The sequence below is a fragment of the Caballeronia sp. LZ019 genome (assembly GCF_031450825.1).
In the GTDB taxonomy this organism is placed as follows: Bacteria; Pseudomonadota; Gammaproteobacteria; order Burkholderiales; family Burkholderiaceae; genus Caballeronia.
Genome location: NZ_JARTVZ010000002.1, coordinates 270,639 through 292,652, shown reverse-complemented (window position 1 = coordinate 292,652; position 22,014 = coordinate 270,639). Strand labels below are relative to the sequence as shown.

The 22,014-nt window shown below is 63.8% G+C and carries 19 protein-coding genes; 9 read left to right on the top strand and 10 right to left on the bottom strand.

From position 1 onward, the window contains the following. Positions 1 to 49 precede the first annotated feature (49 nt). Positions 50 to 847 carry a GntR family transcriptional regulator gene (locus P9255_RS04350; RefSeq protein WP_309765692.1) on the bottom strand — a complete coding sequence of 266 codons (798 nt, stop codon included), beginning with the start codon at positions 845 to 847 and terminating at the stop codon, positions 50 to 52. 577 nt (positions 848 to 1,424) lie between these two features. Here P9255_RS04350 and P9255_RS04345 point away from each other — a divergent pair. The 6 genes from P9255_RS04345 to acnA all read left to right on the top strand — a co-directional run bounded on the left by P9255_RS04345 (position 1,425) and on the right by acnA (position 9,747). Beyond that, complete coding sequence (locus P9255_RS04345) at positions 1,425 to 2,411, top strand: malate dehydrogenase (RefSeq protein WP_309789189.1); 987 nt, start codon at positions 1,425 to 1,427, stop codon at positions 2,409 to 2,411. A 166-nt stretch (positions 2,412 to 2,577) separates the two neighbouring features. Next, positions 2,578 to 3,588: an aldolase/citrate lyase family protein gene (locus tag P9255_RS04340; RefSeq protein WP_309765690.1), complete on the top strand. Its 1,011-nt coding sequence runs from the start codon at positions 2,578 to 2,580 to the stop codon at positions 3,586 to 3,588. 103 nt (positions 3,589 to 3,691) lie between these two features. Continuing rightward, on the top strand, positions 3,692 to 4,867 hold the full coding sequence (prpC, locus tag P9255_RS04335) for a 2-methylcitrate synthase (RefSeq protein ID WP_309765689.1): 1,176 nt from the start codon (positions 3,692 to 3,694) through the stop codon (positions 4,865 to 4,867). Positions 4,868 to 4,956: 89 nt separating this feature from the next. Beyond that, complete coding sequence (locus P9255_RS04330; protein WP_309765688.1) at positions 4,957 to 5,478, top strand: hypothetical protein; 522 nt, start codon at positions 4,957 to 4,959, stop codon at positions 5,476 to 5,478. 31 nt (positions 5,479 to 5,509) lie between these two features. Then, positions 5,510 to 6,961, top strand: coding sequence for a bifunctional 2-methylcitrate dehydratase/aconitate hydratase (locus P9255_RS04325; RefSeq protein WP_309765687.1), 1,452 nt, complete (start codon positions 5,510 to 5,512; stop codon positions 6,959 to 6,961). Between the two features lie 68 nt (positions 6,962 to 7,029). Further along, complete coding sequence (acnA, locus tag P9255_RS04320; RefSeq protein WP_309789188.1) at positions 7,030 to 9,747, top strand: aconitate hydratase AcnA; 2,718 nt, start codon at positions 7,030 to 7,032, stop codon at positions 9,745 to 9,747. A gap of 87 nt (positions 9,748 to 9,834) precedes the next feature. Here acnA and P9255_RS04315 read toward each other — a convergent pair whose 3' ends face one another. Next, positions 9,835 to 10,152, bottom strand: a complete 318-nt coding sequence (locus P9255_RS04315; protein ID WP_309765685.1) for a DUF2917 domain-containing protein — start codon at positions 10,150 to 10,152, stop codon at positions 9,835 to 9,837. 292 nt (positions 10,153 to 10,444) lie between these two features. Here P9255_RS04315 and P9255_RS04310 point away from each other — a divergent pair, with 292 nt between their 5' ends. Continuing rightward, positions 10,445 to 11,866 carry a PLP-dependent aminotransferase family protein gene (locus P9255_RS04310; RefSeq protein WP_309765684.1) on the top strand — a complete coding sequence of 474 codons (1,422 nt, stop codon included), beginning with the start codon at positions 10,445 to 10,447 and terminating at the stop codon, positions 11,864 to 11,866. A 15-nt stretch (positions 11,867 to 11,881) separates the two neighbouring features. On the opposite strand, the gene P9255_RS04305 is transcribed toward P9255_RS04310, so the two are convergent. Genes P9255_RS04305 through P9255_RS04295 form a run of 3 tightly spaced genes read right to left on the bottom strand, consistent with a single transcriptional unit; the run spans position 11,882 to position 13,909 of the window. Next, positions 11,882 to 12,496, bottom strand: a complete 615-nt coding sequence (locus tag P9255_RS04305) for a DUF5666 domain-containing protein (RefSeq protein ID WP_309765683.1) — start codon at positions 12,494 to 12,496, stop codon at positions 11,882 to 11,884. Between the two features lie 47 nt (positions 12,497 to 12,543). Beyond that, the gene (locus P9255_RS04300; RefSeq protein WP_309765682.1) at positions 12,544 to 13,311 is read right to left on the bottom strand and encodes a molybdopterin-dependent oxidoreductase; all 768 of its coding nucleotides are present in this window, start codon (positions 13,309 to 13,311) and stop codon (positions 12,544 to 12,546) included. Between the two features lie 4 nt (positions 13,312 to 13,315). Next, entirely contained in the window at positions 13,316 to 13,909 is a 594-nt protein-coding gene (locus tag P9255_RS04295) for a cytochrome b/b6 domain-containing protein (protein ID WP_309765681.1), read from the bottom strand. Between the two features lie 172 nt (positions 13,910 to 14,081). Between P9255_RS04295 and P9255_RS04290 the strand changes: the two genes are divergently transcribed. Next, positions 14,082 to 14,753 (top strand): heavy metal response regulator transcription factor, encoded by a 672-nt coding sequence (locus tag P9255_RS04290; RefSeq protein ID WP_309765680.1) that lies wholly within the window; start codon positions 14,082 to 14,084, stop codon positions 14,751 to 14,753. Then, positions 14,750 to 16,150 carry a heavy metal sensor histidine kinase gene (locus P9255_RS04285; RefSeq protein WP_309765679.1) on the top strand — a complete coding sequence of 467 codons (1,401 nt, stop codon included), beginning with the start codon at positions 14,750 to 14,752 and terminating at the stop codon, positions 16,148 to 16,150. The genes P9255_RS04290 and P9255_RS04285 overlap by 4 nt, the downstream gene beginning before the upstream one ends. 3 nt (positions 16,151 to 16,153) lie before the next feature. Here P9255_RS04285 and P9255_RS04280 read toward each other — a convergent pair whose 3' ends face one another. The 5 genes from P9255_RS04280 to ltnD form a co-directional block, all read right to left on the bottom strand. Continuing rightward, positions 16,154 to 17,953 carry an FAD-dependent oxidoreductase gene (locus P9255_RS04280; RefSeq protein ID WP_309765678.1) on the bottom strand — a complete coding sequence of 600 codons (1,800 nt, stop codon included), beginning with the start codon at positions 17,951 to 17,953 and terminating at the stop codon, positions 16,154 to 16,156. Continuing rightward, positions 17,950 to 19,053 (bottom strand): DedA family protein/thiosulfate sulfurtransferase GlpE, encoded by a 1,104-nt coding sequence (locus P9255_RS04275; RefSeq protein ID WP_404980289.1) that lies wholly within the window; start codon positions 19,051 to 19,053, stop codon positions 17,950 to 17,952. The genes P9255_RS04280 and P9255_RS04275 overlap by 4 nt, the downstream gene beginning before the upstream one ends. Positions 19,054 to 19,301: 248 nt before the next feature. Further along, positions 19,302 to 20,270, bottom strand: a complete 969-nt coding sequence (denD, locus tag P9255_RS04270) for a D-erythronate dehydrogenase (RefSeq protein WP_309765676.1) — start codon at positions 20,268 to 20,270, stop codon at positions 19,302 to 19,304. A gap of 16 nt (positions 20,271 to 20,286) precedes the next feature. After that, positions 20,287 to 21,075 carry a 2-oxo-tetronate isomerase gene (gene otnI / locus P9255_RS04265; protein WP_309765675.1) on the bottom strand — a complete coding sequence of 263 codons (789 nt, stop codon included), beginning with the start codon at positions 21,073 to 21,075 and terminating at the stop codon, positions 20,287 to 20,289. Between the two features lie 45 nt (positions 21,076 to 21,120). Continuing rightward, complete coding sequence (gene ltnD, locus P9255_RS04260) at positions 21,121 to 22,014, bottom strand: L-threonate dehydrogenase (RefSeq protein ID WP_309765674.1); 894 nt, start codon at positions 22,012 to 22,014, stop codon at positions 21,121 to 21,123.

Below are 22,014 nucleotides of genomic sequence, written 5' to 3'. Positions count from 1 at the left end.
TGCTCCGCGAGTCCTTCAGCCGATGCCCGCGGCCCCAGTATTCATTCGGTCAACTCAAGTCGTTCTGATAGTAATAGCCGGTCGTGACATACCAGCCGCGACGCACTTCCACCGGGCGATCGCCGTAGGTGTAGGAGATCCGCTCGACCGACAGGAGCGGAAAACCGGGCTGTACTTCCAGCAATTTCGCGACCGGCTCGTCGGCCGCCACCGCGCGGATCTTCTCCGACGCCCGGATCATGCGCGTGCCGAAGTCGGTCTCGAACATCGCGTAGAGCGGACCCTTGTAATCGGCGAGCCGCTCCGCCGTCAGCCCGCGGAAGATTGCGCCCGGCAGCCAGATTTCGTCGAACACGGTCGTGACGCCGTCGAACTGCAGCAGGCGCTTGATGAGCACCACGGGATCGGCGGGCTTGAGATCGAGCTGACGCGCGATTTCGGCAGGCGCACGCAGGCGCCGGCATTCGAGCAGGCGGCTCACGTGGGGATGGACGTCGCCATCGTCGGGCAGAAGGCGAAGGAAGCGGAACTGCACGCGATCTTCGCTGTGCGTCGCAACGAACGTGCCCTTTCCCTGGCGGCGCACGAGAAGATTGTCGGCGGCGAGTTCGTCGATAGCCTTGCGGACCGTGCCCTGGCTTACCTTGTAGCGGGCAGCCAGTTCCACTTCGCTCGGAATGATTTCGCCCGGCTTCCATTCGCCCGATTCGAGGCCCTGCGTGATGAGCGCCTTGATCTGCTGATACAGCGGGCTGAATGTCGGCGACGGCGCGCCCGCGGCTTCGGCCGACTGTGCGTTGCCGTTCGGTGGGGTGGTGCTCGCCGGGTTTGCCGCGTTGGAATTCATGCCGCGCATTTCAACACAAACGGCTGTCGCGCGTCCACATTTTCACGCACGATCCTATGTCTTATATAAGACATAAGATACTGTTGACTTTGCCTCCGACCAATCCTACACTCCTTGTCGAGCAAGGGTTTGCGGGTCGCTGCGCAGTCCGTGGAAAGTTCGTTCAGACCGGTTTTTTCGGCGGTTTTCGCCGCAAAGGCGCGGCGTTCGGCCAGTCACGGGGCGCGTCGCCAACCGCCAGGCACGCCCTTTCGCTTCCGCCTCACGCCGATCGGCCAATCGATTCGCGCGCCGCTGCCTGTCTATCGCCTCGCAACGTTCAGCGCCGTCTCGAAAGGGCGCTTGTCCGTCAGACTCTAGCGAATGGCCGTCCCCTCACGTCATACCGCGCAATCTCTCGCTTGAAGAAGAATTCATGGCATGACAGCCATGCCGTCACGCTTTCATGCCGCGCCATGCGTGGCGCCCCTACCGGGACGAGCGGCGGCATGGCTGGCATGTCTTCATCAACGCTTCGCGTAACGCGCATAAAATGGCGTTTTTCCCTAGCGTTCCACGCACCGTCAGGAGAGTTTCAATGGCTAAGTCCGCAAAGCGCGTTGCCGTCACCGGCGCCGCAGGTCAAATCGGCTACTCGCTGCTGTTCCGCATCGCCAATGGCGATCTGCTCGGCAAAGACCAGCCCGTGATCCTTCAGTTGCTCGATCTGCCGCAAGCGCAAGCCGCCGTGAAGGGCGTCGTGATGGAACTGGAAGACTGCGCGTTCCCGCTGCTCGCGGGCGTGGTCGTCACGGACGATCCCAAGGTCGCGTTCAAGGACGCCGACATCGCGCTGCTCGTCGGTGCGCGTCCGCGTTCGAAGGGCATGGAGCGCAAGGACCTGCTGTCGGCGAACGCCGAAATCTTCACGGTTCAGGGCAAAGCGCTGAACGAAGTCGCCAGCCGCGACGTGAAGGTGCTGGTCGTCGGCAACCCGGCGAACACGAACGCGTACATCGCGATGAAGTCGGCTCCGGATCTGCCGAAGAAGAACTTCACCGCGATGCTGCGTCTGGATCACAACCGCGCGCTGTCGCAACTGGCCGCCAGGTCGGGCAAGCCCGTTGCGTCGATCGAAAAGCTCGCCGTGTGGGGCAACCATTCGCCGACGATGTACCCCGACTTCCGCTTCGCGACCGCCGAAGGCGAGAACCTCACGAAGCTCATCAACGACGACGAATGGAACCGCAACACGTTCATTCCGACGGTCGGCAAGCGCGGCGCGGCGATCATTGAAGCACGCGGCCTGTCGTCGGCGGCATCGGCGGCTAACGCGGCCATCGATCACGTGCGTGACTGGGTGCTCGGCACGAGCGGCAAGTGGGTCACGATGGGCATTCCGTCGGACGGCTCGTACGGCATTCCGGAAGACATCATCTACGGCGTGCCGGTCACGTGCGAAAACGGCGAGTACAAGCGCGTCGAAGGCCTGGAAATCGACGCGTTCTCGCGCGAGAAGATGGACGGCACGCTGAACGAACTGCTCGAAGAGCGCGACGGCGTGGCGCATCTGCTGGGCAACTAAGCCCGGCATCATCGGGAGCCTTCGCGGTTCCCGTCAGCGCGAGCGCTTCACGGCGTTCGCGGCTGATTCGATCGCGCTTGAACGAACGCCAACGGCATTCGAGCGCGGCCGAATCAGAAGCACGAGCAGCATCGAACTCTCTTTCCAACCGGAGCCGACGCCGACAATGCCCGCTCTCACCCCCGCCGAAGTGCTGTTCGACGGCGAGCCGCAACCCGCCGTCCTGCCGCCTTGCGACCACTACGCCGGCAGCGAGAAGCTGATCCGGAAGTCGCTCGCGCTGCAGGCCGAACTCGGGCCGGTGTTCGACATCACGCTCGATTGCGAAGACGGCGCGCAGGTCGGCCAGGAAGCCGAGCATGCGGAGATGGTGGCGTCGTTCGTCGGCGGCGAGGACGACCGCTTCGGGCGCGTCGGCGTACGCATCCACGACTTCCATCATCGGGCATGGCGCGAGGACGTTCGCATCATCCTTCGTCAGGCAAAGAAAGCGCCTGCTTTCGTGATGCTGCCGAAAATCCGCAGCGTGTTCGACGCCGCCGAGATGGTTGCGTTCATCGAGGCATCGCGTTGCGAGTTCGGCATCGCGCGGGCCATACCGTGTCATCTGCTGGTCGAAACGCACGGCGCGCTCGCGGAAGTCTTCGAACTGGCCGCGCTGGCCGGCGTCGAATCGCTGAGCTTCGGGCTGATGGACTTCGTGTCCGCGCACAACGGCGCCATTCCCGATACCGCCATGCGCTCGCCCGGCCAGTTCGAGCATCCGCTCGTGCGCCGTGCGAAGCTGGAAATCGCGGCGGCGTGTCATGCGCACGGCAAGGCGCCGTCGCATAACGTATCGACGGAAGTGCGGGACATGAGCATCGTCGCGAACGATGCCGCCCGCGCCCGCAACGAGTTCGGCTACACCCGCATGTGGAGCATCCATCCGTCGCAGATCAGGCCTATCGTCGATGCCTTCTCGCCGCGCTCGGACGAGATCACGCTTGCCGCCGAGATCCTCCTCGCTGCGCAACGCGCGCAATGGGGGCCGACGCGCCACGGCGACACGCTGCACGACCGCGCGAGCTATCGCTATTACTGGTCGGTGCTGCGTCGCGCCCAAGCCACCGGCCACGCGATGCCGGACGAGTGCGCCCCGCTCTTCGGAGCGGCTTCGATGGGAAGCGCGGCTTGAATGCAAGGGTTTCGTTACGCCGCGTACGGGCCGAATGTCCGACGCGCCTTTCAAGCAGAAGAGACGACGCTCTTTCACGAGCGTTCACAGGAGACTTGAGGCAATGAGCGACACCGCAACGACCGACGCGCCCGCCGCAGCGGGTGGTTTCAAGCCGAAGAAATCCGTCGCCCTTTCCGGCGTGACGGCGGGCAATACCGCGCTGTGCACCGTCGGCAAAACCGGCAACGACCTGCACTATCGCGGCTACGACATTCTGGATATTGCGACCACGAGCGAATTCGAGGAAATCGCGTATCTGCTCGTGCACGGCAAGCTGCCGAACGTCGCGGAACTGAGCGCCTACAAAGCGAAGCTGAAGGCGCTGCGCGGGCTGCCCGCGAACCTGAAGGCGGCGCTCGAATGGATTCCGGCGTCCGCGCATCCGATGGACGTCATGCGTACCGGCGTCTCCGTGCTCGGCACGGTGTTGCCCGAAAAGGACGATCACAACGTACCCGGTGCGCGCGACATCGCGGACAAGCTGATGGCGTCGCTCGGCTCGATGCTGCTCTACTGGTATCACTATTCGCACAACGGCCGGCGCATCGAAGTGGAAACCGACGACGATTCCATCGGCGGGCACTTCCTGCATCTGCTGCATGGCGTGGCGCCGTCCGAGTCGTGGGTCAAGGCGATGCACGTCTCGCTCAACCTCTACGCCGAGCACGAGTTCAATGCTTCGACGTTCACGGGCCGCGTGATCGCGGGAACGGGATCGGACATGTATTCGGCAATCACCGGCGCAATCGGCGCGCTGCGCGGCCCGAAGCACGGCGGCGCGAACGAAGTCGCGTTCGAGATTCAGTCACGCTATCAGACGCCCGACGAAGCCGAAGCCGACATTCGCCGCCGCGTCGAAAACAAGGAAGTGGTGATCGGCTTCGGCCATCCGGTCTATACGATCTCCGATCCGCGCAACAAGGTCATCAAGGAAGTCGCGAAGTCGCTGTCGGCCGAAGCGGGCGACACGAAGCTCTTCGATATTGCCGAACGACTCGAATCGGTCATGTGGGACGCGAAGAAAATGTTCCCGAACCTCGACTGGTTCAGCGCGGTCTCGTATCACATGATGGGCGTGCCGACCGCGATGTTCACGCCGCTCTTCGTCATTTCGCGCACGTCGGGATGGAGCGCGCACATCATCGAGCAGCGCATCGACAACAAGATCATCCGGCCGAGCGCGAACTATACGGGGCCGGAGAATCTGAAGTTCGTGCCGATAAATAAGCGAAAATAGCGGGCTTGCGCGATCGGAAGTGCGTCGTGAAGCGTTCCAATCCGCGCAACAACCGCCAATCAACCCCAATGTCTTTGAAAGGTTTTTAGATGAATAAGCTTCTGATCGCTGCAATCGTCGGCACGCTCGCCACCACCAGCGTGTTCGTGAGCGCCGACGCCTTCGCCGCGACAACCGAGTCGGGCGCGAGCAAGGCCAAGCGCCCCGCCCCGGCACGCCGCATCATCAAACGCTCTCCCAAGGCGGCGGCAGCAGCAGCAGCCAAGACCGACCCGATCCCCGAAGGCTCGGTGAAGTGGGCCTGCAAGGACGGTCTCGCTTTCTATCTGAAGGGCGACATGAAGCGTGACGCGATCGTCACGGTCAACTGGGCGAAGAAGGACTACAAGCTGCCGCGTCAGGAAACGACGACCGGCGCGGATCGCTTCCACGATTCGGCAACGGGCATGGACCTTGTCGTGATCCCGACCAAGGCGATGCTGTTCTCGGACAAGGATTCGTCGCGCCTCGCCGACGAATGCATGACGTCCGACATGGCCGCAGGCGCCGCAGCGCCGACGCAGTCCGAAGCGCTGAAGCAGAATCCGCTGCTGCTCAAGCCGGCGGAATAAGCAACGTCAGCATCCAAACAGGGAATCCTCGATGTCCGCACCGATCTCCAATGTCCGCCCCGAGCCGGACAAGGTACTCGTAGACATAGTCGACTATGTTCTCAACTACAGCGTCGACAGCACGCTCGCGCTCGAAACGGCGCGCAACTGCCTGATCGACACGCTCGGTTGCGGACTCGAAGCCCTCTCCTATCCCGCCTGCACCAAGCTGATGGGACCGATCGTGCCCGGCACGATCGTCCCCAACGGCGCCAGGGTGCCGGGCACCCAGTTTCAGCTCGATCCGGTTCAGGCCGCCTTCAACATCGGCGCGATGATCCGCTGGCTCGACTTCAACGACACCTGGCTCGCCGCCGAATGGGGCCATCCGTCGGACAACCTGGGCGGCATCCTCGCCACCGCGGACTGGCTCTCGCGTAACGCGATCGCGTCGGGAAAGACGCCGCTCACCATGAAAGACGTCCTGATCGCGATGATCAAGGCGCACGAGATCCAGGGCTGCATCGCGCTCGAGAACTCGTTCAACAAGGTCGGCCTGGATCACGTGCTGCTCGTGAAGCTGGCTTCCACGGCGGTGGTCGGCCAGATGATCGGCCTCACGCGCGAAGAACTCATCAACGCGGTATCGCTCGCGTTCGTCGATGGTCATTCGCTGCGCACGTATCGTCATGCGCCGAACACGGGCTCGCGCAAGTCGTGGGCCGCCGGCGATGCGACCTCGCGCGCCGTGCGTCTCGCGCTGATCGCGAAGACCGGCGAAATGGGCTATCCGTCCGTGCTGACCGCCAAGACCTGGGGCTTCTACGATGTCCTCTTCAAGGGCAACGAATTCCGGTTCCAGCGTCCGTATGGATCGTACGTGATGGAGCACGTCCTCTTCAAGATTTCGTTCCCGGCCGAGTTTCATGCGCAAACGGCGGTGGAAGCGGCCATGACGCTGCACGGCAAGCTGAAGGAAGCCGGCAAGGGCGTCGAGGACATCAAGAAGATCACGATACGCACGCATGAGGCGGCCATTCGCATCATCGACAAGAAGGGGCCGCTCGATAACCCCGCGGACCGCGATCACTGCATCCAGTACATGATCGCCGTGCCGCTGATCTTCGGCCGGCTGACCGCCGCCGATTACGAAGACATCGTCGCGAAGGACCCGCGCATCGACACGCTGCGCGCGAAGATGGAATGCGTGGAAGACCCGCAATTCACCCAGGATTATTTCGACCCGGACAAGCGCTCCATCGCGAATGCGCTGACCATCGAGTTCAACGACGGCAGCACGTTCGATGAAGTCGAAGTCGAATATCCGATCGGTCACAAGCGTCGCCGCGCGGATGGCATTCCGCTGCTCGTCGAGAAGTTCAGGACGAATCTCGCGCGCCGCTTTCCGACCAGGCAACAAGACGCGATCCTCGCGGTATCGCTCGATCAGGCAAAGCTGGAAGCAATGCCGGTCAATGAATACGTCGATCTGTACGTGATTTAGTCGATCGACTCGGTCATACAGAAACGTTGCATCGAAGCATTTCCTCGTTTAGTCCTAGGAAAACAACCATGGCCCACAATCTCCACAATACGCTCAAGGAATTCGACAGCGGTTCCGGCAAAGGCAAGTTCTACTCGCTGCCGCAACTCGGCGAAGCACTGAAGATCGACATCCAGCGCCTGCCGGTTTCGATCCGTCTCGTGCTCGAGTCGGTGCTGCGCAACTACGACGACAAGAAGATCAGCGAGGAGCACATCAAGCAGCTCGCGAACTGGAAGCCGAACGCGGCCCGCGTCGATGAAATTCCGTTCGTCGTCGCGCGCGTGGTACTGCAGGACTTTACCGGCGTGCCGCTGCTCGCCGATATCGCCGCGATGCGCGGTGTCGCGAAGCGTGCCGGCAAGGACCCGAAGGCAATCGAGCCGCTCGTGCCGGTGGACCTCGTCGTCGATCACTCCGTCCAGATCGACCACTTCCGCGAGCCGAACGCGCTCGACCTGAACATGAAGCTGGAATTCCAGCGCAATAACGAGCGCTACCAGTTCATGAAGTGGGGCATGCAGGCCTTCGATACGTTCAAGGTCGTGCCGCCGGGCGTCGGCATCGTGCACCAGGTGAACCTCGAATACCTCGCGCGCGGCGTTCACAAGAAGGCCGAAGGCAACGACACCGTGTACTACCCGGACACGCTCGTCGGCACCGACTCGCACACGACGATGATCAACGGCATCGGCGTCGTGGGCTGGGGCGTGGGCGGCATCGAAGCGGAAGCGGGCATGCTCGGCCAGCCCGTGTACTTCCTCACGCCGGACGTGGTCGGCGTCGAGCTGAAGGGCAAGCTGCGCGAAGGCTGCACGGCAACCGACCTCGTGCTGACCATCACCGAGATGCTGCGCAAGGAAAAGGTCGTCGGCAAGTTCGTCGAGTTTTTCGGTGAAGGCACGGCGTCGATCGCGGTTCCGGACCGCGCGACCATCGGCAACATGGCGCCCGAGTACGGCGCAACCATGGGCTTCTTCCCGGTCGACGAAAAGACCATCGACTACTTCAAGGGCACGGGCCGCACGGACGCCGAAATCGCCGCGTTCGAGAACTACTTCAAGGCGCAGAACCTGTGGGGCGTGCCGAACGCCGGCGAGATCGACTACACGAAGACGCTGACGCTCGATCTGTCGACCGTCGCGCCGTCGCTCGCAGGTCCGAAGCGCCCGCAGGATCGCATCGAGATCGGCAATGTGAAGAGCACCTTCACCGACCTGTTCTCGAAGCCGGTCGGCGAAAACGGCTTTGCGAAGAAGCCGGAAGAGCTCGAAGCGACGTACAAGACCGCTGACGGCATCGACGTGAAGAACGGCGACGTGCTGATCGCCGCCATCACCTCGTGCACGAACACGTCGAACCCGAGCGTGCTGCTCGCGGCCGGCCTGCTCGCGAAGAAGGCTGTCGAAGCTGGTTTGACGGTAGCGCCGCACATCAAGACGTCGCTGGCGCCGGGATCGCGCATCGTCACCGACTATCTGACGAAGACCGACCTGCTGCAGTATCTCGACAAGCTCGGCTTCACGCTGGCCGCTTACGGCTGCACGACGTGTATCGGCAATGCGGGCGATCTGACGCCGGAACTGAACGACGCGATCGTGAAGAACGATATCGTCGCGGCCGCCGTGCTGTCGGGCAACCGCAACTTCGAAGCGCGCATTCACCCGAACATCCGCTCGAACTTCCTGGCATCGCCGCCGCTGGTCGTGGCGTACGCCATCGCGGGCAACATCACGCGCGACCTGATGACCGAGCCGGTCGGCAAGGGCAAGGATGGCCGCGACGTGTATCTCGGCGACATCTGGCCGACGAGCGAAGAAGTGCACGCGCTGCTGAAATTCGCGCTCGACGCCGACGCGTTCCGCAAGAACTACTCGCAGCTCACGAAGGAAGGCGACCTGTGGAGCAAGATCGCGGGCGAAACGGGTCAGGTCTATGACTGGCCGAAGTTGACGTACATCGCCGAGCCGCCGTTCTTCGGCAACGACTTCTCGATGAAGCCGGCCGATTCCATCCCGGCTGTCACGGGCGCACGCGCGCTCGGCATCTTTGGCGATTCGGTGACGACCGACCACATCAGCCCGGCGGGTTCGATCAAGGAAACGTCGCCGGCGGGCGTGTGGCTGAAGGCGAACGGCGTGCAGAAGGCCGACTTCAACAGCTACGGCTCGCGTCGCGGCAATCACGACGTGATGATGCGCGGCACGTTCGCGAACGTCCGCATCAAGAACCTGATGATTCCGGCGAAGGCGGACGGCACGCGGGTCGAGGGCGGTCTGACGATTCATCAGCCGAGCGGCGAGCAACTGTCGATCTATGACGCAGCGATGAAGTACATCGCCGACGACACGCCGACCGTCATCTTCGCGGGCGAAGAGTACGGCACGGGTTCGTCGCGTGACTGGGCTGCGAAGGGCACGCAACTGCTCGGCGTGAAGGCCGTGGTCGCGCGCAGCTTCGAGCGTATCCATCGCTCGAACCTGGTCGGCATGGGCGTGCTGCCGCTGCAGTTCAAGGGCGCGGACAGCATTCAGTCGCTGAACATCACCGGCGAAGAAACGTACGACATCGAAGGTCTCGGCGAGGACTTCAAGCCGCAGCAGGAAGTCACGCTCGTGATCCATCGCAAGGACGGTAAGGACGATCGCGTGCAGGTGCTGCTGCGTATCGATACGCCGATCGAAGTCGACTACTACAAGCACGGCGGGATTCTGCCGTTCGTGCTGCGTTCGCTGCTCGCCGCTTAAGCGCGACCGTAGTTTTGCAGGTGACCGCGCTCGAAAGAGCGCGGGAACATTGGACCCGGCTTTGGCCGGGTTTTTTTCGCGCCGGCCTCACAGGTTCGACGCGATCGTTCCGTTTTGCCCCGGGCGACGCGCAAACCACGCCCGCAGCACTTCAATCACGCTCTTGTCGCCCGCCGATGCCGACGCCAACGCGAACCGGCTGCCCTCGCATGTGCCGCTGACCCAGATCGTCGAATACGGCTTCAGTTCGACGGCGTCGCCGGCTTTCAGCCAGTGATCGTCCGCCTCTCCTTCGACCGTCATCCAGATTTGTCCGCGCAGCACGCGCAGCGTTTGAGGGCGATGGCTCGTCCACCGTGTTGGCGCATCGCGCCCGTCGAGTTCGAATGTCCGGATTTCACGCATGATGCCGCTCCCAGTCGATTCATCGGATGGCCGCGCCGTGGCAGTCGTCGCTTGGCCGTTGTGCATATTATTCGGCCGGTTCCGAACATCTTGAATGAACACTTGCATACAGTTGCATCGGAACTGTTAAGTCAGACAGGGTGAACAGTTTCCACTGTTCAGTCGGCAACAGGACACTGCGTTAGCCGTACGGACGGCTTGACATGGCTTTACGGCTGCGTTCGAATCACTTCTGACACTCAGCGAACAGCGCGTCCAACTGTTCACCCGACTCCACCGAACACTTGAAACGATGAACGCACTTCCGCTCAGAATCGACGGCGCGACCGGCGTGCCGCTCACCGAGCAGATCGTCAGCCAGATCGAAGCGATGATCCGCTCGCGGCGCGTGCTGGCCGGCGCGAAGCTGCCGTCGATCCGCCAGCTCGCCGCCGAGCAGCGCATCAGCCGCTTCCCCGTGATTGAGGCCTACGACCGCCTTGCCTCGCGCGGCCTCATTCAGCCGAAGCACGGCTCGGGCTTCTATGTGGCGAATCGCGTCGACGACCGCGACGCCGAGTCCGGAAACTGCGATCCGCGTCTCGCGGAAGAAGAATCGAATCAGGTGCTTCAGCAGTTCAACTATCCCGGCGAGACGCTAAAGCTCTCCAGCGGCTTCATCCCCGAGTCGTGGCGCGATGTGGACGGCCTCACGCAGGCCATCCGTCAGGCGTCGCGCAGCGATGTATCGAGCGTGATCGACTACGCGATTCCGCACGGCGACGCCACGCTGCGCCAGCAAGTGACCCTGCGGCTCAACGCGCTCGGCATCGCCGCCGATTCGCCGAACGTGATGATCACGAACGGCGCGAGCCAGGCGCTCGATCTGATCGTGCGCACGATGCTGAAGCCGGGCGATACCGTGTTCGTCGAAGATCCCGGCTACTACAACCTGTTCGGCCTGCTGAAGCTGCAAGGCGTGCGTCTCGTCGGCGTGCCGCGGCTCGCCAACGGACCCGACATCGACGCCGCCGAAATGCTGCTGAAGCAGCACAAGCCGAAGCTATTCTTCGTCAACACGGTCTTCCAGAACCCGACGGCGACGAACATCTCGCCGCAAGTCGCGTTCAAGCTGCTGCAACTCGCGACGCTGCATGGTTTCGCGCTCGTCGAAGACGACATCTACGCCGACTTCCAGGCTGTGCCGACGCAACGGCTGGCATCGCTCGATCAGTTCGACCGCGTGATCTACGTGGGGGGCTTGTCGAAGACGCTGTCGTCGTCGCTGCGAATCGGCTATCTCGCCGCGAACCGGCAGCTCGTGAAGGATCTCGTCGATGTGAAAGTGCTGACGAGCCTCGGCGGAACGCGATTCGCCGAGAGCGTCGCGGCAAGCCTGCTCGAGCGCGGGACGTATCGCAAGTATCTGGAGCGGCTGCGCAAGCGCGTGCGCGATTCGCTGTCGAGCGCGGTGCAGCAGCTCGAACGTTACGGCTGGAAAGTGTTCGATGAACCGGGCGGCGGCAGCCTGGTTTGGGCGAGCGTGCCCGGCATCGACGATTCAGCGGTGCTCGTGGACGAAGCGTTGAAGTTCGGCGTCACGCTCGCGCCGGGAAGCTACTATCGGCCGAACGGCGAAGCGTGTCCTTGGGTGCGGATCAACTCCGCGTACGCGGGCGACCGGCGCGCGGCGCGCTTCTTCGAGCATATGACCGAGAAGCGCGACGCGGCCTGAAATCCGCCCGTGCGATTACATCGGCGGGGCGACGCCATCCTTTTCGACGACGATCCGCTGCGCCGCATACGCGCCGCCGCTTTCCGGGCTCGCCACCACGAACACCTTCTTGCCGGGCTTGAGATCGTCATGCGTGGCCGGCGCGAAGGTCACGACGGGTACGTTCTCGGGCACCGTCACCGCGTTCGATCCGCCCTTGTACGACAGCTTCAAGTCGCGCCCGCTCGTGCCCTGCACGACCTGATCGACGTTCGCGTTGGTCATCGAGCTTTGCGGGCCGAGATCCCACGCATAGTGGCCTTCGCCGGTGCCGCGCGCGGCTTCCGGGAAGACGAGCACTTCGGTGGCCGTCAGCTTGCCATCGGTGCCGGTGGTGGCGGCCGTGCCGACGAACTGACCCGGCTTGATGTCGGACAGCTTGATGTTTTTCAGCGCCGTGACGGGTGTATCGGACTTCACCGCGATCTTCACGGTATCGCCGCTGCGGCGATGCACGGTCAGGGTATCGCCCGACAACGCGACGATATCGCCGCGAATGCGCGTCGGCTTGGCTGCAGGCGTCTGCGCGAAGGCGGCGGTCGTGAACGCGAGCACCGCGATGCTGAGGCCGAGTTTCATGCGAATCGACATTGAATCTCCTTCAGTGAGTGGACAAGGTAAGCGATGCAGAAGCGTCATCAGGAACCGCCGAACCAGTTATAGCCCTGGTTCTCCCAATAGCCGCCGGGGTAATCGTTGGTCACGGTAATCGCGACGATATGCTTCGGATTCTTGTAGCCGAGCTTGGTCGGCATGCGCAGCTTCATCGGGAATCCGTATTTCGGCGGCAAGACCTGGCCGTCGTAAGTCAGCGTGAGCAGCGTCTGCGCGTGCAGCGCGGTTGGCATGTCGATGCTCGTCGAGTAGTTGTCCGCGCAGTGAAAAGCGACATACTTCGCGCTCGTGTCCGCGCCCGCTCGCGCCAGAAAATGGGCGAAGCGCACGCCGCCCCACTTGCCGATCGCGCTCCATCCTTCGATGCAGATGTGCCGCGTCACCTGGCTTTCTTGCGGCATCGCGTGCAGTTCATCGAGCGTCCACACGCGCTTGCCTTTGACGAGACCGCCCAATTCCAGCTTGTACGCGGATGCATCCACTTCCGGCACTTCGTCGATGTCGTAGAACGCGTTGAACGGAAACGGGCGCGTGATCATCGAATCCGGATACGTCGGCGCGAGCTTGTTCGGATCGAAGAGCAGCGCCTGCGCGTCGTCGTTGAACGACGATATCTTGCGCAGCATCGCGTTGACGGATTTGTCGTCGGTGAGATTGCAGCCCGACAGCATCACGAGGCCGCCTAACGAAAGAATGCGCTTGCCGAAGAGACGCCGTGCGGGCGCTTTCAGTTCTTTCGCGGCATCCTTGATGATGGACTCTGCATCGAGCCTGGGTTTGAGAATCGACATGGCCTTAACGTCCTCTGATCATCAGCACGAGCGACCGCGGCACGAGGGCGACCATCACCACATGCAGCACGACGAACGCCACCAGGAAACTCATGCCGAAGAAATGCACGACGCGGGCGTTGTCGTAGCCGCCCATCAGCGTGCGAAGCAAGGGAAACTGCACGGACTTCCACACGACGAGGCCCGAAAGAACGATGACCACGATATCCACGATCACCGCGAGATAAGCGAGCTTCTGCACGGCGTTGTAGTGCGTGAGATCGTCGTGGCCGAGCTTGCCGCGCAATGCGGCGAGCGCATCGTGCGCGACGCTCTTGATGCTCAACGGAAACATGCGCCGGCGAAAGCGCCCGGTAAGAAGATTCATCGCCACATACACGATGAAGTTCGCCACCAGCAGCCACATGGCCGCGAAGTGCCATTGCAGCGCGCCGCCGAGCCAGCCGCCGAGCGTAATCGATGACGGAAACGTGAGCGGCCTGAAGATCGGCGATGCGTTATAGATCTGCCATCCGCTCGTCACCATCACGACGATGGCGATCGCATTGAGCCAGTGCGTGATACGCAGCCATAGCGGCTGTAGCGTTCCTTGCTGCACGTCGGACCTCGCGTCGGGTTAATGGGACTCGAAACAGGAGCATGAAACGGATGCTAACGGCGCGGCGCTGATGGATCGATGACCACTCGATGACTTTTTTGTCATACTCCGCCGGCCTCACGCGCGCGCTGGCAGAATGGCGTCAACGTATCGACGACAGCGAAGCACGCGCATGACCATCCTCGTGATCGAAGACGACCGCAAGACCGGCGACTACCTGAAAAAAGGGCTTATCGAGTCCGGCTATCAGGTCGATCTCGTGCGCAACGGCACGGACGGCCTGCATCAGGCCCTCGCGAACCCATACGAACTGATCGTGCTCGATGTGATGCTGCCGGGCATCGACGGATGGCAGATCATGTCCGCATTGCGCGCGAAGCGTGACCTGCCTGTCATCTTTCTCACGGCGCGCGATCAGGTCAGCGACCGCATTCACGGCCTCGAACTCGGCGCGGACGATTATCTAGTCAAGCCGTTCTCGTTCACCGAACTCGTGCTGCGCATTCGCACGCTGCTACGCCGTGGGGTGATGCGCGAATCGGATACCTTTCAGGTCGCCGATCTTCACGTCGATGTCCTGCGCCGCAAGGTCACGAGGAAGGGCATCGACATCGTGCTGACGAACAAGGAGTTCGCGCTGCTGCATCTCTTTTGCAGGCATCGGGGCGAAGCGCTGTCCCGCACGCTGATTGCATCCGAAGTGTGGGACATGAACTTCGATAGCGATACCAACGTGGTCGATGTCGCCATCAAGCGTCTGCGCGCGAAGATCGACAATCCGTTCGAACTGAAGCTCATCCATACCGTGCGCAGCATCGGCTATTCGTTCGGGGAAGATTCTTGAGGCGGCCTTCGCAATCGCTCGCGGTTCGCATTGCGCTGTCGTTTGCGGCGATCGTATGCGTGGTCGTCGGCATGGTCGGCGCATCGCTGTATCAGGCGACGAACTCCGCGCTGTCCACGCGCGCCGATTATCAGGTGATCGCGCGCGTCGAACATTTTCGCTCGCTGCTGCACGACCTCTATACGATCAACGAACTCGAAGCGCGGCCCCGGCTCTTCGAAACCATGCTGGGCGACCGGCAGGACGTGATCCTCTTCCGGCGCGCGGGCACGGCGCCGTTCATCAACGTCAATCCGGAGCGCATGCCGTTGCCCCCGCTGTCGATCGTGCCGGTCGATCGCCGCATCGGTCTCGACGACCTGTACGAAGGCACGCGCGCCGACGGCGTGCGCATGCGCTGGGTCGGCGCGCAGGCGCGCATCGGCGATAGCGGCGAAGTGGTCGACATCATCGCGGCGCACGTGATGACGCAGGAAGCGCGCGTGCTGTCCGCGTATCTCGAACGCGTATGGTTCACGGTGATCGGCGCGGTCGCAGTGACGATGCTGCTCGCGTACTGGGTCACGAGCCGCGGGCTCATGCCGCTCAGGCTGATGGCCGACAAGGCCGCCGAGATCACGCCGAACCGCATGTCGGCGCGGCTCGACGTCGCTCATGCGCCGGCGGAACTGCAAAGCCTCGCGGCGTCGTTCAACGCGATGCTCGACCGGCTCGAACACGGTTACGAACGTCTGCTGCAATTCTCGGCGGACCTGGCGCACGAGCTTCGCACGCCGATCGGCGTATTGATCGGCGAGACGCAGGTCATGCTCGCGCACGAACGCAGCGTCGCCGAATATCGCGGCGTGCTCGAATCGAATCTCGAAGAACTGGAGCGGCTCTCGCGCATCGCGCAGAACATCCTTTTTCTTGCACAGGCGGATCATTCGCAACAGCCGATCGCGCGCGAGCGTATCGACATTCGCGACGAACTCGAAACCATTGCGGCATATTTCGAAGGCATCGCGGAAGAACGCCGCATCACGTTCGATATCGACGCCAGCGGCGCGATGCACGCCAACGCGATCATGTGCCGGCGCGCGATCGGCAACGTCGTGGTGAATGCAGTGCGCTATGCGACGGCGGGGACCGTCGTGCGTCTGTCCGGTCATGCCGATGCGAACGGCGCGTGCATCGTCGTGGGCAATCGCGGCGCCGTCATCGCGAACGAAGAGCTTACGCGGCTCTTCGACCGCTTTTATCGCGGCGACGCGGCCCGCAGCGAGTTCACGGAATCGAGCGGGCTCGGCTTGTCCATCGTCCAGGCGATCGTGCGCATGCATGGCGGCAGCGCGTCGGCCGAGTGTTCGCCGGATGGATGGATCGAGTTCACGCTGCGGTTTCCGGCAGGCGCCTGAACGCTACGCCCCGGCGACGCTCAGAGCCTGCCGCTGCGCGAGCAAGCCGTGAATCTGCGCGACGACCGCCGCGCCCTCGCCTACCGCAGCCGCGACGCGCTTGGTCGATGTCGAACGCACGTCGCCGATCGCGAATACGCCCGGCACGCTCGTCTCCAGGCCCATCACCCCTTGCGTGCGTCCGTCGTGCGCTTCGGGGCCGGTCAGCACGAAGCCCTTGCCATCCACGCTCACGCTGCAGTCGCGCAGCCAGTCCGTGTTCGGGTCCGCGCCGGTGAAGAGGAACAGATGGCGCGATTCGAGCGTGAGCGGGCCATCGGGCGTCTTGCAGTGGATGGCCGTGAGCGCGCGGTCATCGCCCTTCAGCGAGACGATTTCGGTACGCGTGCGTACGGTCACGTTCGGCAGCGAGCCGATGCGCTCGACCAGATAATGCGACATGCTCGCCGCGAGCCCGGAACCGCGAATCAGCACATGTACGTGCTTCGCGTGCGACGCCAGATACACCGCCGCCTGCCCCGCCGAATTGCCGCCGCCGACGAGCACGACTTCCGCGTTCTTGCACAGCTTCGCCTCGACCGGCGACGCCCAGTAGTACGTGCCATGCCCTTCGTAACGCTCGAGCCCTTCGATTGCCGGCCGCCGATACGCCGCGCCCGACGCGATCACGACCGTTTGCGTGGTCACGCGCGCGCCGTTCTCCAGTTCGATCTGAATCGGCGATGAACCGCAGTGCAGCGCCTTGATGCGCGTCGGAATCGCGATATGCGCGCCGAATTTCTGGGCCTGCACGAACGCGCGGCCCGCGAGCGCCTGGCCGGAGATGCCGGTCGGAAAGCCCAGATAATTTTCGATGCGCGCGCTCGCGCCCGCCTGCCCGCCCGGCGCGCGGCAATCGAACACCGCCACCGACAATCCTTCGGACGCCGCATAAACGGCCGTCGCGAGACCCGCGGGGCCGGCCCCGACGATGGCGACATCGTAGACATGCGCCGGATCGAATTCGGGCAGCCAGCCGAGTTGGGTGGCGAGCTGATTTTCGTCGGGCGCGCGCAGCACGGTGCCATCGGGGCAGATGACGAGCGGAAAATCCGCCGTCGATGCCGAGATGCGTTCGAGCAGCGCGATTGCGTCCGGGTCCGAGCAGGCGTCGATGACCGTGTGCGGATAGCCGTTGCGGCGCAGGAAGCCTTGCAGCGACACGAGGCGGCCATCGTCGGACTGGCCGAGCAGCACCGGGCCGCTGCCTTTCTCGATCAGGCCGACGCGCCGCAGGATCAGCGCGCGCATGATCCGCTCGCCGAGTTCGGCTTCCGCGACGAGCAGCGCACGGAGCCGCTCGGGCGGCACGACGATGCCTTCGACGTCTTCCACCGCCATGCCGTCGACGAGACAGGGCTTGCCGGACAACTGCGCGACTTCCGCGAGGAAATGCCCCGCGCCGTGTTCGACGATGATTTGGTTCGCGCCGAGCGCATCGCGCCGCGTGACGCGCACGAGTCCGTTCAGGATGATGACCATGCCGCGCCCGACTTCGCCCATGCGGAACATCCACTCGCCCGCACGCCAGCGCGCCGCGGTGCCGAAGCGGCTCATGCGCTCGATTTCGCCGTCGGTGAGGCGCGGAAACATCTGATGCGAGCGCGTGTGCAGCGGCGAGAACGGCGCGCTGTCATCGCCGGATGCGGGTGCATTGACGCCCGTCGGCACGACGTTCGGATCGTCGGGCGGCGGCATTCCCGGGCTCCAGGCGACGACGTTCGGCATCTCGATTGCGTGCCCGTTGCTCGGGGTCGTACTCATGCGCGATCTCCGTGGGGTAAGCCTGGTTCATGCAGGGACGCAGCCGCCTGTGCCGCCTGAACTTCCTTGACCTGCTGCACGATGGGCAGCGAGCATGCCGCCGCCATCTGCTCCGCTTCTTCGGGACTCGTCGCCGCGAGTTCGCCGAACTCGGTGAGATTGGCGACTTCGAAACCGGCGAGCCGCCACGCGTCGAGGCCGCCCGTCAGCGGCAGCACGTCGCGAAAGCCCGCGTTGCGCATCGTCTTGGCCATCCACGCCGCCGACACTTCGTTCGGACACGAGCAATAGATCACGACCTTGCGCGACTTGTCGTAGCTTTCAATGATCTTCTGCAGCTCGCGCTCGTCGGCGAAGAGCGCGCCCGGAATGGCGAACGGATCGAGCATGCGCTTTTCGGCCGAGCGGATGTCGAAGATCACGGGCAGCGGTTCGGCGTGCATCAGCGAGTACAGATCGTCGACGGTGATGCGCGCTTTTTCGAGCGTCGCCATCAGCGCGCGGCGACGCCACCAGCGATACGTCACATAGATCGCAAGCAGGACAGCGACGACCATCCCGGCTTGCCGCCCGAGCCGCGAGATCAGCGCGAAGACCATTTCCAGCTCCGCGGCGAACAGGACGCCGACGCTCAGGCCGACCGCTCCCCACAGCGCGATGCCTGCGCCGTCGTGCGCGATGAAGCTGCGCAGCCGCACGCCCATTGCGCCGGCGAGCGGCACGGAAACGAGCGACAGTCCGGGGATGAACTTCGCGACGAGCAGGATTCGCACGCCCCACCGGCCGAAGAAGCGTTCGGTTTTTTTGACGCAGGTGTCGCGTGACAGCGAGAGCTTGCAGATGGTTTTGAGCGTGCGGTCGCCGTATTTGCGCCCGCCCTGGAACCAGACGAAATCGCCCAGCACCCCGCCCGCCACCGCGACGCACAGAACGCCCGCCAGCGGCGTCCAGAACGCGGCGCCGTTCACGGCCATCAACGCGATGGATGCGCCGACGATGATCATCGTCGGCATGGCGGGCACGGGCAGCCCGAGCGCCGAGCCCATCACGTTGAGGAAAACGATCGCCGGGCCGAAACGATCGACTAGCTGATGCAGCAACATGGGAATCTCCCGCTTGGGCGCTACGGCAAGTGACGGGACGAAGCGGCTTCGCGCGCGGAGGCGGCGAAGGGAGAACCGGAGATTGGGGAAAACGGGCGAGCGACGCCCGTGATCCATGGCGGCGCATGGAGCGCCGGGCCGGCCTTCGTCACATTTAAGGGATGAGTTTAGCGCGGAAATGCGGATGAAAGCGTGACGGCGTGCAGGGGGACGGGGTCACGCCGGTTGCCGGGAACGTGCGCTCCTTAAGCCCGACCCTCCTCCTCGATATAGCCCCGAACCACCTCCGCAAACGACCCATCCCCCGCCAGCCCGAGTTGCTTCGCCCGCGACGTGTCCCACGCGCCCGGCCAGCTTCCGACGATCTTCTCGATGCGCTCGTCGCGCTGCCAGTCGATGCGCGCCGCCGCTTCGTCGCCCGCCACTTCGCGCAATGCCGCGACCATCTCGTTCACGCTCACCGACAATCCCGGCAGATTCACGACGGGACGATTCCCCAGTGCCGCGCGATCCAGTTCACAGCCGGCGATGAGCGCCTCGATCGCGCTTCGCGGCGACAGCAGCCACAGACGCGTTTCACCATCGACGGGACACGTCGAGCGCTCACCGTTCAGCGGCTCGCGAATGATGCCGCTCGCAAACGACGACGCCGCCGCGTTCGGCTTGCCCGGCCGCACGCTGATGGTCGGCAGCCGCAGCACGCGGCCATCGACGAAACCGCGCCGCGCATAGTCGCACAGCAGCAATTCGGCGATCGCCTTCTGCGTGCCGTAGGAAGATTGCGGATTGAGCGCCGTATCGTCCTGAACGATGGCCGGCAGCGCGCCGCCATAGACCGCGACCGAACTCGTGAACACGACGCGCGGCACATGTCCCGCCGCGCGACACACTTCGAGCAGCGCACGCGATGCATCCAGATTGATCTTCATCCCGAGGTCGAAGTCGGCTTCCGCCTGCCCCGATACGATCGCGGCAAGATGGAAGATTGCTTCAGTGCTCGCGTCAACGTGACGCTCCAGCACCGCGCGGTCCGAGATGTCGCCGGTTTCGGCGCGCACGCGGGAATCGGCGAGAAGCGCGGCATCGGCGGGACGCGCCACGTCGAGCAAGACAAGCTCCGTGACGGGCTTGCCGTTCAATTCGCCGCGATCGAGCAGCCGTCTGGCTAGCCGCTGACCCAGAAAACCCGCGCCGCCGGTGATGAGGATCTTCATTCGCATCGCTCCCGAATCAGAGATAGGACTTGAGCCAGCCGAGGCCGTCGGACGTGCCCGCCTTCGGACGATATTCGCAGCCGATCCATCCGTCGTAGCCGAGCGAATCGATCAGGTCGAACAAATACGGATAGTTGATCTCGCCGATGTCCGGCTCGTTGCGATCCGGCACGCCCGCAATCTGAATATGTCCGATGCCCGCGTTGGGCCGCTTCATGTCGCGCTTGAGCTTGACGGCGACATCGCCTTCGACGATCTGACAGTGATAGATATCGAACTGCACCTGCAGGTTCGGCGCGCCGATTTCATCGCAGATGGCCTGCGCTTCGTCCTGACGATTGAGAAAGAAGCCGGGGATATCGCGCGTATTGATCGGCTCGATCACGATACCGATGCCCGCGCCCCGCGCCGCTTTCGCCGCGTAGTCGAGATTCTTCAGATACACCGCGCGATGCTCGTCTCGCGACTGCTGCGGCCCAATGAGACCCGCCATCACGTGCAGCTTCGGGTTGCCGAGCACCGCCGTGTATTCGAGCGCGCGATCGACGCTCGCCCTGAACTCGTCCTCGCGCCCCGGCAACGAAGCGATGCCGCGCTCGCCCGCCGCCCAGTCTCCCGGCGGCGCGTTGAAAAGCGCCTGCGCGAGGCCGTTATCGCTCAGGCGCGTCTTGATCTCGGCGGCGGGGAAGTCATACGGAAACAGGAATTCGACCGCCTCGAAGCCGTCCTTCGCGGCGGCGGCGAAGCGGTCGAGGAACGCGTGTTCCGGGTACATCATCGTGAGATTGGCGGCGAAGCGGGGCATTGCGTTCTCCTTGCATGTGTTGTCGTGGCAGGCCGGGCGCTGCGGTCACTTCGCGGTTTTCGGAACCTCGATGCCCGGAAAGATCTTGATGACCGCGATATCGTCCTCGCCGCCGTGGCCGGCCGTCGACGCCATCATGAACATCTGATGCGCCGCCGCCGACAGCGGAAGCGGAAACTTCGACGTGCGCGCCGTATCGAGCACGAGGCCCAGGTCCTTCACGAAGATATCGACGGCGGAAAGCGGCGTGTAGTCGCCCGACAGCACGTGCGGGACGCGGTTCTCGAACATCCACGAGTTGCCCGCGCTGTGCGTGATGACATCGTAGAGCGCGTCCGGATCGACGCCCTCGCGCAAACCGAGCGCCATCGCTTCGGCGGCCGCCGCGATGTGCACGCCCGCGAGCAATTGATTGATGATCTTCACCTTCGATCCCGCGCCGTGGGCATCGCCGAGCCGATACACCTTGCCCGCGATCGCTTCGAGCACGTCTTCGCATGCGGCGTAGGCATCGGCGGGGCCGGACGTCATCATCGTCATCTGGCCGGATGCCGCTTTGGCCGCGCCGCCGGAAACGGGAGCGTCGATCATCCGCAGGCCCGCCGCCTCCACGCGCTTGCCGAGTTCCACCGCGAAAGCCGGCGAAACCGTCGCGCAGGCGAGCACGACGCCGCCCGGCTTCATCGCGGGTACGGCGCCGTCATCGCCGAACAGCACGGCTTCCGTCTGCGCCGCGTTGACGACGAGCGTGACGACCACATCGCACTTGCCGCCCAGCTCCGCCGGCGACGCGCATGCGATGCCGCCTTCCGCGGCGAAGGCGTCGAGCACGTCGCGGCGCACATCGCACGCATGAACGGCGAACCCCGCGCGCAACAGCGAGCGCGCGACGCCCAGTCCCATTGCGCCCAAGCCGATGACTCCCACGTTTCTGGACAT

What these genes read in the sequence shown, in the direction of transcription:
- P9255_RS04350 (WP_309765692.1), bottom strand. Translation starts at nt 847, where the DNA reads ATGAATTCCAACGCGGCAAACCCGGCGAGCACCACCCCACCGAACGGC.
- P9255_RS04345 (WP_309789189.1), top strand. Translation starts at nt 1,425, where the DNA reads ATGGCTAAGTCCGCAAAGCGCGTTGCCGTCACCGGCGCCGCAGGTCAA.
- P9255_RS04340 (WP_309765690.1), top strand. Translation starts at nt 2,578, where the DNA reads ATGCCCGCTCTCACCCCCGCCGAAGTGCTGTTCGACGGCGAGCCGCAA.
- prpC (WP_309765689.1), top strand. Translation starts at nt 3,692, where the DNA reads ATGAGCGACACCGCAACGACCGACGCGCCCGCCGCAGCGGGTGGTTTC.
- P9255_RS04330 (WP_309765688.1), top strand. Translation starts at nt 4,957, where the DNA reads ATGAATAAGCTTCTGATCGCTGCAATCGTCGGCACGCTCGCCACCACC.
- P9255_RS04325 (WP_309765687.1), top strand. Translation starts at nt 5,510, where the DNA reads ATGTCCGCACCGATCTCCAATGTCCGCCCCGAGCCGGACAAGGTACTC.
- acnA (WP_309789188.1), top strand. Translation starts at nt 7,030, where the DNA reads ATGGCCCACAATCTCCACAATACGCTCAAGGAATTCGACAGCGGTTCC.
- P9255_RS04315 (WP_309765685.1), bottom strand. Translation starts at nt 10,152, where the DNA reads ATGCGTGAAATCCGGACATTCGAACTCGACGGGCGCGATGCGCCAACA.
- P9255_RS04310 (WP_309765684.1), top strand. Translation starts at nt 10,445, where the DNA reads ATGAACGCACTTCCGCTCAGAATCGACGGCGCGACCGGCGTGCCGCTC.
- P9255_RS04305 (WP_309765683.1), bottom strand. Translation starts at nt 12,496, where the DNA reads ATGTCGATTCGCATGAAACTCGGCCTCAGCATCGCGGTGCTCGCGTTC.
- P9255_RS04300 (WP_309765682.1), bottom strand. Translation starts at nt 13,311, where the DNA reads ATGTCGATTCTCAAACCCAGGCTCGATGCAGAGTCCATCATCAAGGAT.
- P9255_RS04290 (WP_309765680.1), top strand. Translation starts at nt 14,082, where the DNA reads ATGACCATCCTCGTGATCGAAGACGACCGCAAGACCGGCGACTACCTG.
- P9255_RS04280 (WP_309765678.1), bottom strand. Translation starts at nt 17,953, where the DNA reads ATGAGTACGACCCCGAGCAACGGGCACGCAATCGAGATGCCGAACGTC.
- denD (WP_309765676.1), bottom strand. Translation starts at nt 20,270, where the DNA reads ATGAAGATCCTCATCACCGGCGGCGCGGGTTTTCTGGGTCAGCGGCTA.
- otnI (WP_309765675.1), bottom strand. Translation starts at nt 21,075, where the DNA reads ATGCCCCGCTTCGCCGCCAATCTCACGATGATGTACCCGGAACACGCG.
- ltnD (WP_309765674.1), bottom strand. Translation starts at nt 22,014, where the DNA reads ATGTCCAGAAACGTGGGAGTCATCGGCTTGGGCGCAATGGGACTGGGC.